The sequence below is a fragment of the Mycobacterium sp. ZZG genome, assembly GCF_054786995.1.
The window spans coordinates 1-12078 of record NZ_JBTBFV010000061.1 but is presented as its reverse complement, the minus strand read 5'-3'; the positions used below and the strand labels follow the sequence as shown (position 1 = coordinate 12078).

Sequence of the window (12078 nt, the reverse complement as noted above, 5' to 3'; positions counted from 1 at the left end):
CCCATGGCCAAGGGGAACAGAATCGACGGGTTCGCCGGCAAGCGGTGTCTGATCACCGGCGCCGCCAGCGGGATCGGGCGTGCGACCGCACTCAGGCTGGCTGCCCACGGCGCTGAGCTGTTCCTGACCGACCGGGACGCCGACAAGCTGGAGCTGACCGTCGCCGACGCCCGCGCGCTGGGGGGTGTCGTCTCGGCGCACCGCGCCTTGGACATCTCCGACCACGACGCGGTGGCGGCCTTCGGCGCCGACGTCCACGCCGCGCATCCGGCGATGGACGTCGTCATGAACATCGCCGGGATCTCGGCCTGGGGCACCGTGGACAAGCTGACCCATCGCGACTGGAAGTCGATGGTGGACGTCAACCTCATGGGTCCGATACATGTCATCGAGACCTTCGTGCCCCCGATGGTCCAGGCCCGCCGCGGCGGCCACCTGGTCAACGTGTCCTCGGCCGCCGGCATCGTGGCGCTGCCCTGGCATGCGGCATATAGCGCGAGCAAGTACGGGCTGCGGGGCTTGTCCGAGGTGTTGCGATTCGACCTCGCGCGGCACCGCATCGGGGTGTCGGTGGTGGTGCCGGGCGCGGTGCGGACCCCACTGGTGGATAGCGTGCACATCGCCGGCGTCGACCGCGACGACCCCAACGTCCAGAAGTGGACCGGTCGTTTCTCGGGGCACGCCGTGTCGCCGGAGGCGGCCGCGGAGACGATCCTCGACGGTGTGCTCAAGAACCGCTATCTGGTGTACACGTCCAACGACATCCGGGCGCTGTACCTCTTCAAGCGGACGATGTGGTGGCCCTACAGTCTCGCCATGAAGCAGGTGAACATCCTGTTCAGCCGGGCGCTGCGGCCGAAGGTCAAGCGCGGCTGACCTTTCAGCGGGTGCCCCATGCCCACGGTGGGGTGGTGAGCAGGCCCTGCTCGGCGACCTTGGTCTCGCCCCAGTCCTTGTAGAGCTCGATCTCCCAGGCGTCACCGTCCGATCCGATCGGCTCGGCGCCCAGGTGGTTGCGCAGCGCCGCGGAGTGCGTCACCACGATGACCTGCGTGCGCTCCGCAGCGGCCGCGATGAGATCGGCCAGCGGGCGCACCAGGTCGGGATGCAGTGAGGTCTCCGGCTCGTTGAGGACCATCAACGACGGCGGGTTGGGGCTGAGCAGTGCCGCCGCCCACAGCAGGAATCGCAGTGTGCCGTCGGAGATCTCGGCGCTGCGCAGTGGGCGCAGCATACCGCGCTGATGCAGGTTCAGGTCGAAGAGACCGTCGGTGACCGCGACCGACACCGTCGCGCCGTCGAACGCCTCGGCGACCGCGCGCGCGAGATCATCTGTGCCCGTCTCAAGGATCGTCTGGACCGCCGCGGCCAGGTCGGCGCCGTCGTCGGCGAGCACCGGCGTCCGGGTTCCCACCTGGGGCCGGCGCGCGGGAGCGCCACTGTCGGCGCGGAAGCCGTCGTAGAACCGCCAGTCCCGCAACCGTTCCCGGACACCCACCAACTCGGGCACCGCAGCGGCCCAATCGGCCAGCACGCTCCGATGAGCAGGAAGGTTGCGGGTGAGCGCGTCGAAACCCCGGCCGCTCTCGGCGGCCACCTCGACCAGACCACGCACGCGGCGCACCAGGGTGGCGGCAGGGCGGGCCACCGGTCCGGCGAACACCAACTCCCGCTTGACCTCCGGATCCCGGGTGAACGCCGTCCCGCCTGCCTGCGGCAGGCCCAGGTCGATCAGGTATCCGAAATCGTCTGATGCGTAACCCATCTCGATGGACACCGAGCGGGTGCGCGGGCCGCCCTGCGCGGTGCCGGTGCGCCGCGCGCCGCCCAGATGTTCCGGGCCCGCCCACATCGCCGATTCCACCCCGCCCTCGCGGGCGAACGACGCGATCACCTCGCCGCGGCCGCAGTCGGCGAGCAGATGCAGCGCGCGATACAACGACGACTTTCCGGTGCCGTTGGCGCCGGTGATGACGGTCAGCCGGCGCAGCGGCAGCACGAGTTCGCGCAGCGAGCGGTATCCGCGGATCGCGACAGTCCCGAGCATGCGTCCGAGCGTATTGCTACCGGCCGACGAGCCGATTCAGTCCGGGGGGATACCGAAGATCCGGGCGCGGATCATCACGACGAAATCCTCCAGCACTTGCAGGTGGCCCGACGTCCACCGGCGGGGATGAAGGTCCCAAGCGCTCAACGTGCCGATCGTGTGGCCCTGGGCATCGGTCAACGGGAAACCCGCGTAGGCGACCACCAAGCCCTCACGCACCGCGTTGTGGTCGCTCAGGAGCGGTTCCTGCCGCGCGTCCTCCACGACGAGCGGTCTGCCGGAGATGACGATCTCGCGGCCCAGCGAGCCTTCCACGGATCCTTTCCGGGTGACCGCCAGGTCGCCGGTGAGGCCGATCGCGCTGCACATGTACTGGGTGTCCCGATCGACCAGGGTCACTGCGGCGCACGGCACCGCCAACGCCGCGACCACCATCTCGACCACCCGGTCCAGGCTCCGCGCGCGTTCGGCGTTCAGCATCCCGGTCTCATAGAGCGCATCCAGCCGTTCCGGGTCGGACATCACCGACCCGGCGGCCGCGTCGTCGATCCGATCAGGGGGCTGCAGACCGGACTCGCGGATGCGGATGAGCAGTTCGTGCAGGCCCTGGTCGCCGCGCCTGGCCCGTTCGACGGCCATCCGGGCGGCGACCGCCCGGCTGACGAACACGCCGACGCTCTCGCCGGCCTCGGTCGCCTCCCGGGAGAGTGCGTCGCTCATCCACTCGTCGAACCCCGGCACCGTGAACTGCATGGGCGCCACCGTATCGCGGGGGCGGAGTTCACTTCCCCGAATCGGGCATGACCAGCTCCAGGCGCACGCCGAGTAGCCGCACCGGACGGTCGAGATCGAACTGCTCGAGGAGCTCGAGCGCGGTGGCTACCACGGGATCACGGTCGGTGGTCGGCGCGGCGAGCTTGCGGATCTTGGTGCGGGTGTAGAAGGTGCTGGTGCGCACGGTGACCGCCACGCGGGTGACGATGCGCTGCTGCTCGACGACCTCGGCCAGCGTGCGCTGCGCCAGATCCACGACGGCCGCGGCCATCTCGTCGCGCTCGGCGATGTCGCGCGCAAAGGTGACGACGTGACTGCGCGAGCGCGGCACCCACGGTTCGGCGCTGACGGTGGAGTCACCGCCCCCCTTGGCCAGCAGCAGGATCCACAGACCGGTCGTCGGACCGAACGCGGCGGTGAGCTCCGCCGGGTCGGTGCGCGCCAGCTCAGCCACCGTCGAGATATCCATGGCGGCAAGCTTTCTCGCGGTCTTGGGGCCTACCCCCCACAGCGCGTCGACCGGACGGTCACCCATGGTGAGCATCCAGTTGTCGTCGGTGAGGGCGTGCACACCCGCGGGCTTACCGAAACCGGTGGCCACTTTGGCGCGCTGCTTGTTGTCGCTGATGCCCACCGAGCACGACAAGCCCGTCTCGGTCGAGATCACCCGCTGGATCCGATGGGCCAGGGCGACGGGGTCGTCCACCTGCGCTCCGAGGTAGGCCTCGTCCCAGCCCCACACCTCCACGGGGTGGCCGAGGTCGCGCAGCAGGTTCATCACTTGTTCGGAGGCCGCGTTGTAGGCGTCCGGGTCGGAGGGCAGGAACGTGGCGTCGGGACACCGGCGGGCCGCGGAGCGCAACGGCATCCCGGCGTGCACACCGAATTCGCGCGCTTCATAGGACGCGCAGGTGACCACTTTGCGCGGTTCGGTGGGGTCGCCGCTGCCGCCGACGATCACCGGCAGCCCGACGAGCTCGGGATGTCGGCGCAGCTCGACTGAGGCGAGGAACTGGTCGAGGTCGACGTGCAGGATCCACTGCCTGCCGGCGGTGGTCCCGGATGCGGTCACGAGCCGCAGAGTTTGCGCGCCACGGTCTCCCACGCATCCCCGAGTTCGTCGAGGGTGCGGTGCCGGTCGTGGATCTGGTGGTGCACGTAGTCGGCGTCGAGCAGTGCCAGCAGTGCGCTGGCCTGGGAGTCGAGGTCGCCTGTGGTTCCGGCGGATTCGAGAAGATGGCGGATATGGCTGTGGTGCAGCGTCATCGGCGCGTTGAACCGCATCTGAGGATCGCGGCTGACGTCGGCGAGCAGCGCGTGGTGGGCGTCGACGAATTTGAGGCGCTCCCTGCCGTAGGCCGTCAGGCGCTGCAGCGGGGGAGCCTGCGGTCCCAGCGGGGGCGGGCCGAACAGGAAGGCCTCCTGCTGGGCCTTCTCCGCTTCGTCGAGCAGGACGATCATCAGTCCCGCGCGGCTGCCGAACCGGCGGAAAAGGGTGCCTTTGCCCACTCCGGCGGCCGCGGCGATGTCGTCGGTGGTGACAGCCTCGGCGCCGTGTTCGTCGACCAGCCGACGCGCCGCGTCGATGAGCAGCGCCCGGTTGCGCGCCGCATCGCCTCGTTCGGACGGTCCCGGCCGGCTCACCGGCAGCGCCGGTGCGCCATTACGGTTCTCCGCCACGCTCACCTCGCAACTTTAACTCAGCCGGAATAGAACGGACTGTGGTCCGGTTGGTTGGTGCAAGGATCGAACAGACCAAGGAGAGGGCCGCGATGACCGAGGGCGCGAACAACACCGTACTGGTTCTGGTGGGCAGCTTGCGGGCTGCATCGGTGAACCGGCAACTGGCCGAACTGGCTGTGGAGAGCGCTCCCGACGGTGTGATGCTGGAATGGTTCGACCGACTCGGCGACCTGCCGTTCTACAACGAGGACATCGACAACGACAAGGTGGTCGAACCGGTGGCCGCTCTGCGCGCCGCCGCCGCCCGGGCCGATGCCGCGCTCGTGATCACCCCCGAATACAACGGCAGCATTCCGGGCGTGCTGAAGAACGCGATCGACTGGCTGTCACGCCCTTATGGCAACGGCGCGCTCAACGGCAAGCCGCTGGCGGTCGTCGGTGCGGCACTGGGGCAGTACGGCGGGGTGTGGGCGCACGACGAGACCAGGAAGTCGTTCGGCATCGCAGGCCCGCGCGTGGTCGAGGATCTCGACCTGTCGATCCCCACCAAGACGCTCGACGGCAAGCACCCGCGGGAGAACGCGGAGGTGGCGGGCCGCCTGCGCGACATCGTGGGCAAGCTGGTCGCCGAGATCGCCTGAACGGGTCGCGGGAGCGACCGCAGATCGGCCGACGCCGGGCAGGGGTACTCGCCGGCAAGCCCGGCGATTGCGGCACCGCGGGCGCGATTGGGCTGTCGCGGGCGGCGGTGCAGGTGTGCCCTCTGTCCCGACCGTCCAAGAGTGGTCTCTGGTGTTTGCTGAGTGCTTCTCAGCCGGGTTCGGGCCCCGCATGAGTTGTCGGTGGGCCCTGGTAGTCAGGGTGTCATGCCATCCGTTGCGCCGCGACACGCCGATGTGACATGCGACACGCCGGTCCGTGCGCCTCCGAAGTGCTTACGACCTGGGAATTTCAGAAATGTCATTCAGAACATCTTGTATCCCTTCTGAATGTCGGACACTAGGTGTAGTGTTTCGAACACCGACGGACCCCCTAGATGTGGGGTCGGCCGGAGCCAGAAGTTCCGGCGCCGTCGGGTTCCCGATACACCGGCACTCGGCCCGGACGGCCTGGAATTTCAGGCGCTGTCGGACCGCTGATAACAGCGAGAAGCACCACCGAAGCAGTTGCCAGCCCGTTTTGCCCCACCTTGGCGTTAGGAGCCGTACCGCAGATGACTCAGCCAGCACCCGTCACCGTGTACACCAAGCCGGCCTGCGTGCAGTGCAACGCCACCTACAAGGCCCTGGACAAGGCGGGCATCGCCTACGACGTCGTCGACATCAGCCTGGACAACGAGGCCCGCGACTACGTGATGGCCCTGGGCTACCTGCAGGCACCGGTTGTGGTCGCGGGCAACGACCACTGGTCGGGCTTCCGTCCCGACCGGATCAAGGCGCTGGCAGGCGCCGTCAGCGCAACGGCATGACGGGGGTGGCCACCGGCCACCACTGAGCAGTACGCGGGTAATCGGGATCGGACAGACCGGAAGCGGAGGGGGTCAGCATGAGCAATCTCGTCTACTTCTCCAGCGTCTCGGAGAACACGCACCGCTTCGTTCAGAAGCTGGAGATTCCGGCCACCCGGATTCCGATCCACGGGCGCATCGAGGACCCCGAGGTCGTCCGAGAGCCCTACGTGCTGGTGCTGCCCACCTACGGTGGCGGGCACGCCAATGGTCCCGATCCCGATCGCGGGGGCTACGTGCCCAAGCAGGTGATCGCCTTCCTCAACAACGAACACAACCGGTCGTTGATCCGCGGCGTCATCGCCGCGGGCAACACCAACTTCGGCGCCGAATTCGGATACGCGGGGGTCGTCGTCTCCCGTAAGTGTGGCGTCCCTTTCCTGTACCGATTCGAACTCATGGGAACCACGGACGACGTGTTCGCCGTCCGTGCGGGCCTGAGTGATTTTTGGGCCGACGCCCGGAAGGACCAGACGTGTCACCAACCGTCACAGCTGCAGAACCTGTAACCACCGGCGCGCACGCGCTTCCGGGGGAGACGGATTACCACGCGCTCAACGCGATGCTGAATCTGTACGACGCCGACGGCAAGATTCAGTTCGACAAGGACGTGCAGGCGGCGCGCGAGTATTTCTTGCAGCACGTCAACCAGAACACGGTGTTCTTCCACAGTCAGGATGAGAAGCTCGACTACCTGATCGAGAAGGAGTACTACGAGCGCGAGGTGCTCGACCAGTACTCGCGCAACTTCGTCAAGGAGTTGCTGGATCGCGCGTACGCCAAGAAGTTCCGGTTCCCGACGTTCGTCGGCGCGTTCAAGTACTACACGTCCTACACGCTCAAGACCTTCGACGGGAAGCGTTACCTGGAGCGCTTCGAGGACCGCGTGGTGATGGTGGCGCTGACCCTGGCCGCCGGCGACACCACGCTGGCCGAGAAGCTCGTCGACGAGATCATCGACGGCAGGTTCCAGCCGGCCACCCCGACATTCCTGAACTCGGGCAAGAAGCAGCGCGGCGAGCCGGTGAGCTGCTTCCTGCTGCGCATCGAGGACAACATGGAGTCGATCGGCCGCTCGATCAACTCGGCGCTGCAGCTGTCCAAGCGCGGTGGCGGAGTCGCGTTGCTGCTGACCAACATTCGCGAGCACGGCGCGCCGATCAAGAACATCGAGAACCAGAGCTCCGGCGTCATCCCGATCATGAAGCTGCTGGAGGACTCGTTCTCCTACGCCAACCAGCTCGGCGCCCGCCAGGGTGCCGGCGCGGTGTACCTGCATGCCCACCATCCCGACATCTACCGCTTCCTGGACACCAAGCGGGAGAACGCGGATGAGAAGATCCGGATCAAGACGCTGAGCCTGGGCGTGGTGATTCCCGACATCACCTTCGAGCTGGCCAAGAAGAACGAGGACATGTATCTGTTCTCGCCGTACGACGTCGAGCGGGTCTACGGCGTTCCGTTCGCCGACATCTCGGTCACCGAGAAGTATTACGAGATGGTCGACGACGCGCGGATCCGCAAGACCAAGATCAAGGCGCGCGAGTTCTTCCAGACCCTGGCCGAGCTGCAGTTCGAGTCGGGCTACCCGTACATCATGTTCGAGGACACGGTGAACCGGGCCAATCCCATCGCGGGCAAGATCACGCATTCGAACTTGTGCTCGGAGATCCTGCAGGTCTCGACGCCGTCGGAGTTCAACGACGACTTGTCCTACAAGAAGGTCGGCAAGGACATCTCCTGCAACCTCGGGTCGCTGAACATCGCCAAGGCGATGGATTCGCCGGACTTCGCGCAGACCATCGAGGTGGCGATCCGGGCGCTGACCGCGGTGAGCGACCAGACCAGCATCACGTCGGTGCCCTCGATCGAGCAGGGCAACAATGACTCTCACGCGATCGGGCTCGGCCAGATGAACCTGCACGGCTATCTGGCGCGCGAGCGGATCTTCTACGGCTCCGACGAGGGCGTGGACTTCACCAACATCTACTTCTACACGGTGCTCTACCACGCGCTGCGCGCGTCGAATCGCATTGCGATCGAGCGGGGTACGGCGTTCAAGGGCTTCGAGAACTCCAAGTACGCGTCGGGGGAGTTCTTCGACAAGTACACCGATCACGTGTGGGAGCCCAAGACCGACAAGGTGCGTCAACTTTTCGCCGATGCCGGCATCCGCATCCCCGATCAGCAGGACTGGACGCGGCTCAAGGAGTCCGTACAGCAGCACGGCATCTACAACCAGAACCTGCAGGCCGTCCCCCCGACGGGCTCGATCTCCTACATCAACCATTCGACGAGCTCGATCCACCCGATCGCCAGCAAGGTCGAGATCCGCAAGGAAGGCAAGATCGGGCGGGTCTATTACCCGGCGCCCTACATGACCAACGACAACCTGGAGTACTACCAGGACGCGTACGAGATCGGCTACGAGAAGGTCATCGACACCTACGCCGCAGCCACCCAGCACGTCGACCAGGGATTGAGCCTGACGCTGTTCTTCAAGGACACCGCCACCACCCGCGACGTGAACAAGGCGCAGATCTACGCGTGGCGCAAGGGCATCAAGACGCTGTACTACATCCGGCTGCGCCAGATGGCCCTCGAAGGCACCGAGGTCGAGGGTTGCGTCAGCTGCATGCTGTAGGGCGATACGACTGAGACAAGTATTGGTGAAGGATGATCATGAGTGATCAAGGTGACAGTCCGCTGTTTATACTCGGCGTACCTGAACTGCGAAAGCGGCTCAAGCTGGCCGGCTTTCGCGGAAGCGTGCGGGCCCTGAGCGCCGTAGATGGGTTGCCTAACGCAGAAGCACTATGTGCGTACATTCGGTGTTCGAGAAGTGACGTCCACGAGGTATTCATCAACACGCGCGCGCTTTGCAGCCACCACCACCTAACTGTCGACGTATTGGACCTTGTAAATGCTTACAGAACCGGCAATCTCGATCGTGGATGGAATCGCTTGCCTAACGGCGACGCCTCGACAGGGGTCCTGACACGTGAAGCCGCGGCTGAGGCAGGTATTTCTGCAGATGACTGTGCGCCGAACCCATATCGAAGCGCGGGCTAGCGCCGCGCTCGATAACGCTGAGTTCGTCTGTGGAACCACGTACGTTGGGGCGGCAAATTGGCTGGCTACGCATATGCCGCAGGAAGCGTCAACATGTGATGACTGACAAACTTTGACTGCTGGCGTGAACGTAGCTTGATGGTTCAGCCTGTACTTGTCCATCCCTAGCCGCTCTGACAGCGTCTCGGATGGGTTTGTGAGCCAAAAGGCTCCTTGGTGTCGACCACGGCCGAAGTTGTCCTGATCATCGTGCTGGTATTCGGGATCGTGCTGGTGATTTTCGCGGCGATCTATGCCTGGAAGAAGTGGGTGAACGGCACTTGGTTCGAGCAGCGCATTGACCGGTTTTTTGATCGGCTCAACGATCTGTTCGGCCTTTAAGCAAGGCGCCAGCGCCTGACTGTGGGCCTTAGATACGCGATCTGGTGATCATGCGCGCATAAGGCCCAAAGTCGGCGGCGGCTCAGCTGTCGCGTTCCGCTCGTAGAGACTTGAGGCGACGTTGCTCGCGGAGCACCGCCTGGTAGCTCTCGCGTTCGGCCGTCAGCCATTCGGGCTTCTCTTCGAGCAGGGCGTTGATCTGCTCGGTGGTGAGCGCACCGTCGACGTCGTTGCGGGCCAACGCCGCGATCGAGACGCCGAGCTTGGCAGCGACGAGGTTCTTCGGGTGCGGCCCGTTCTTGCGCAGATCGGTCAGCCACTGCGGCGGGTCGTCCTGCAGCGCGGCCAGCTCGGCGCGGGTGATCGGATTCTGCTGGAAGTCCTCGGGCGTCGCGGGCAGGTAGACGTCCAGCTTCTTCGCCGCGGTCGCGGGCTTCATGGACTGCGCGTTCGGCCTGCTCATGGCTAGAGCTTAACGACGACACCCGCCGGTAGCCTGATGCGGTGACCCGGCCCTCGCTGACCCTCGGATACGTCCCGGGTGCGACGCCGGGAAAATGGGCGCGAACCTGGACGGACCGCCACCCGGAGGTGCCGCTGCACCTGCGCAGTGTCACCGCCGCCGACGCCGTCGCCGCGGTCCGAGACGGCAGCGTCGACGTCGCGGTGCTGCGATTGCCCGCCGACCTTTCGGGTCTCGCCGTCATCCCGCTGTACGAAGAGACGACGGTCGTGGTGGTGCCGGTCGAGCACGTGCTGACCGCGGCCAACGAGGTCGACCCGGGTGAGTTGCTCGACGAAGCCATCCTGACTCCGCTGGACACCGTCGTGGACTGGCCGCACGCGCCCGGTGACCCCGTCGAGCATCGGCCCAAAACCACCGAAGCGGCAACGGAACTCGTCGCAGCTGGGCTCGGGGTGCTCCTCCTGCCTCAGTCGCTGGCCCGGCTGCATCACCGCAAGGACCTCACGTATCGACCCGTGGTCGGCGCTCCGACCTGCTCGGTGGCGCTCGCCTTCCCCGAGGGACCACAGTCGGAAATCCTCGAGGAGTTCATCGGGATCGTGCGCGGTCGCAAACCCGGCTCGTCCCGCGGGCAGGCCGCACCGGAGCGCAAGCGGACGGCGCGGGAGAAGACGCTGGCCAAACAGGCAGCCCGCGCCGCCGCGGGGAAAGTCACGCGCAAGCCCGGGCGCGGCCGTCGCTGACCCATGGTCCAAGGTAAGGCTTGCCTCTATCGGCGTGTGCTCCTACATTAAGCGGAAAGTTTTCCGGTTAATTAGGGGTGAGACATGGCCCGACGGCTACCCGCGACCCAGGCGGCGGTGACGGCCTCGGTCGCCATGGCGTTGGCGACGGTCACAGCGCCCGCTGCGACTGCCGATCCCGCGGTTCACGCCGACCCGATGGCAGCAGATGACTTCGCGATCATCTCCGAGGTGCCCTCGCTGGCAGAACTCGACGCACAGATTCGTCTCCTGGTCGCCTCGCCCGCCCCGGATGACGTCAAGGCCGCGCAACTGGAGGGCGGTTCGCGCGCCGTCGTGGTGCCGAAGATGATCTACCGCGTCGGCTTCTTTCGGCCGCCCAGAGGGTCGAGCATGGTCACCGGCCCCGAGACCCACGAGCCGGACAGGCACACCGCGGTGATCAACGCGAGTCGGCAGGGTGCGCCGACCGTGCAGGTCGTCGCCGAATGGCGGCGTATCGACGGCCGGTGGAAGCTGGCGAGCAAATCACTGTGCAACGGCATCAAGACGATCGGCCTGCCGGTCCCGTGCAACTTCGAATGATCGAAACATCGTTTCTCGCCAAGAGTTTCGGCTCCACACTGGTGCTCGACGGCGTCTCCGTCGAGCTTCCGGCAGGTACGGTGACGGCACTGCTGGGCCTCAATGGAGCAGGCAAGACCACGCTTCTGCGGCTGATCGCGGGACTGGATCGCCCGGACCGCGGCACCGTCACGGTGAACGGTCGCCCGCCCAACGGGGACCCCGATCAGGTCGGTGTTCACCTCGGCCCCGGCGCGCTCGATCCGCGCCAGACGGTCGTGCGGCACCTCAGGTGGCTGGCTGCGCTCGCCGGTGCTGCGGCGGACAGGGTCACCGACGTTCTGGAGGAAACCGGGCTTTATACGCAGCGCCGGGAGCGGATCGGCGCGCTGTCGCTGGGCGCCAGGCAGCGGCTGTCCATCGCGGGCGCGCTGTTGTGCCGGCCACGGGCGTTGCTGTTCGACGAACCGCTCAACGGCCTCGACGTCCCCGGGATCGTCTGGTTCCGTGGGCTTCTCCGACGACTCTCCGACGACGGGTGTGCGGTGGTCGTAGCGACGCATCTGCTCGCCGAAGTCGTGCTGTCCGCCGATCACGTGCTGCTGCTCGACAGCGGCCGTCCGCGAGTACACGGTGCCCTCGATGACGTCATACCCACCGGCTACGAACCGCGCGATTGGTTGGAATCGGCACTGCTCGATGCGGCGATGTACGCATGAGTTGCCCTGTGTCAAGCCGCCCTGGGTTGATCCTGGTTGATCAGCTTTTGGAGGGCCCTGTGTTGGGTGGGATCGTAGGCGACTTCGTCGTGCCAGCAGTGCCAGAGGATGTAGAGCCAGGC

14 protein-coding genes are annotated in these 12078 nt (G+C 66.2%); 9 read left to right on the top strand and 5 right to left on the bottom strand.

Annotated elements, in window-relative coordinates; genetic code table 11:
• Positions 1 to 3 precede the first annotated feature (3 nt).
• A complete protein-coding gene (locus ACXMYJ_RS24200; RefSeq protein ID WP_260751303.1) occupies positions 4 to 876 on the top strand; it encodes an SDR family oxidoreductase in 873 nt (290 codons plus the stop codon).
• Between the two features lie 4 nt (positions 877 to 880).
• Here ACXMYJ_RS24200 and ACXMYJ_RS24195 read toward each other — a convergent pair whose 3' ends face one another.
• Genes ACXMYJ_RS24195 through ACXMYJ_RS24180 form a run of 4 tightly spaced genes read right to left on the bottom strand, consistent with a single transcriptional unit; the run spans position 881 to position 4507 of the window.
• A complete protein-coding gene (locus tag ACXMYJ_RS24195) occupies positions 881 to 2047 on the bottom strand; it encodes an AAA family ATPase (protein ID WP_260751306.1) in 1167 nt (388 codons plus the stop codon).
• A 36-nt stretch (positions 2048 to 2083) separates the two neighbouring features.
• Complete coding sequence (locus ACXMYJ_RS24190; RefSeq protein ID WP_460359064.1) at positions 2084 to 2800, bottom strand: GAF domain-containing protein; 717 nt, start codon at positions 2798 to 2800, stop codon at positions 2084 to 2086.
• A 28-nt stretch (positions 2801 to 2828) separates the two neighbouring features.
• Positions 2829 to 3893: a DNA polymerase IV gene (locus ACXMYJ_RS24185; protein WP_460359063.1), complete on the bottom strand. Its 1065-nt coding sequence runs from the start codon at positions 3891 to 3893 to the stop codon at positions 2829 to 2831.
• On the bottom strand, positions 3890 to 4507 hold the full coding sequence (locus ACXMYJ_RS24180) for a TetR/AcrR family transcriptional regulator (RefSeq protein WP_460359062.1): 618 nt from the start codon (positions 4505 to 4507) through the stop codon (positions 3890 to 3892). Before ACXMYJ_RS24180 ends, ACXMYJ_RS24185 begins: the two co-directional genes overlap by 4 nt.
• Before the next feature lie 86 nt (positions 4508 to 4593).
• Between ACXMYJ_RS24180 and ACXMYJ_RS24175 the strand changes: the two genes are divergently transcribed.
• The 5 genes from ACXMYJ_RS24175 to ACXMYJ_RS24155 all read left to right on the top strand — a co-directional run bounded on the left by ACXMYJ_RS24175 (position 4594) and on the right by ACXMYJ_RS24155 (position 9464).
• Positions 4594 to 5145 (top strand): NAD(P)H-dependent oxidoreductase, encoded by a 552-nt coding sequence (locus tag ACXMYJ_RS24175; protein WP_460359061.1) that lies wholly within the window; start codon positions 4594 to 4596, stop codon positions 5143 to 5145.
• A 572-nt stretch (positions 5146 to 5717) separates the two neighbouring features.
• On the top strand, positions 5718 to 5972 hold the full coding sequence (locus ACXMYJ_RS24170; RefSeq protein WP_260751315.1) for a redoxin NrdH: 255 nt from the start codon (positions 5718 to 5720) through the stop codon (positions 5970 to 5972).
• A gap of 77 nt (positions 5973 to 6049) precedes the next feature.
• Entirely contained in the window at positions 6050 to 6520 is a 471-nt protein-coding gene (gene nrdI / locus ACXMYJ_RS24165) for a class Ib ribonucleoside-diphosphate reductase assembly flavoprotein NrdI (RefSeq protein WP_460359060.1), read from the top strand.
• Complete coding sequence (gene nrdE / locus ACXMYJ_RS24160; RefSeq protein WP_460359059.1) at positions 6487 to 8655, top strand: class 1b ribonucleoside-diphosphate reductase subunit alpha; 2169 nt, start codon at positions 6487 to 6489, stop codon at positions 8653 to 8655. The genes nrdI and nrdE overlap by 34 nt, the downstream gene beginning before the upstream one ends.
• 644 nt (positions 8656 to 9299) lie before the next feature.
• A complete protein-coding gene (locus tag ACXMYJ_RS24155; RefSeq protein WP_260751318.1) occupies positions 9300 to 9464 on the top strand; it encodes a hypothetical protein in 165 nt (54 codons plus the stop codon).
• A gap of 82 nt (positions 9465 to 9546) precedes the next feature.
• Here the strand turns inward: ACXMYJ_RS24155 and ACXMYJ_RS24150 are convergent, their stop codons facing one another.
• Positions 9547 to 9927, bottom strand: coding sequence for a DUF5997 family protein (locus ACXMYJ_RS24150; protein WP_260751319.1), 381 nt, complete (start codon positions 9925 to 9927; stop codon positions 9547 to 9549).
• A 41-nt stretch (positions 9928 to 9968) separates the two neighbouring features.
• Here ACXMYJ_RS24150 and ACXMYJ_RS24145 point away from each other — a divergent pair, with 41 nt between their 5' ends.
• From ACXMYJ_RS24145 to ACXMYJ_RS24135, 3 genes are all read left to right on the top strand, one after another.
• Positions 9969 to 10673 carry a LysR substrate-binding domain-containing protein gene (locus tag ACXMYJ_RS24145; RefSeq protein ID WP_260751320.1) on the top strand — a complete coding sequence of 235 codons (705 nt, stop codon included), beginning with the start codon at positions 9969 to 9971 and terminating at the stop codon, positions 10671 to 10673.
• Between the two features lie 135 nt (positions 10674 to 10808).
• On the top strand, positions 10809 to 11258 hold the full coding sequence (locus ACXMYJ_RS24140; protein ID WP_396885454.1) for a hypothetical protein: 450 nt from the start codon (positions 10809 to 10811) through the stop codon (positions 11256 to 11258).
• Positions 11255 to 11956 (top strand): ABC transporter ATP-binding protein, encoded by a 702-nt coding sequence (locus tag ACXMYJ_RS24135; protein ID WP_260751322.1) that lies wholly within the window; start codon positions 11255 to 11257, stop codon positions 11954 to 11956. The genes ACXMYJ_RS24140 and ACXMYJ_RS24135 overlap by 4 nt, the downstream gene beginning before the upstream one ends.
• The last annotated feature ends 122 nt before the right edge of the window (positions 11957 to 12078 follow it).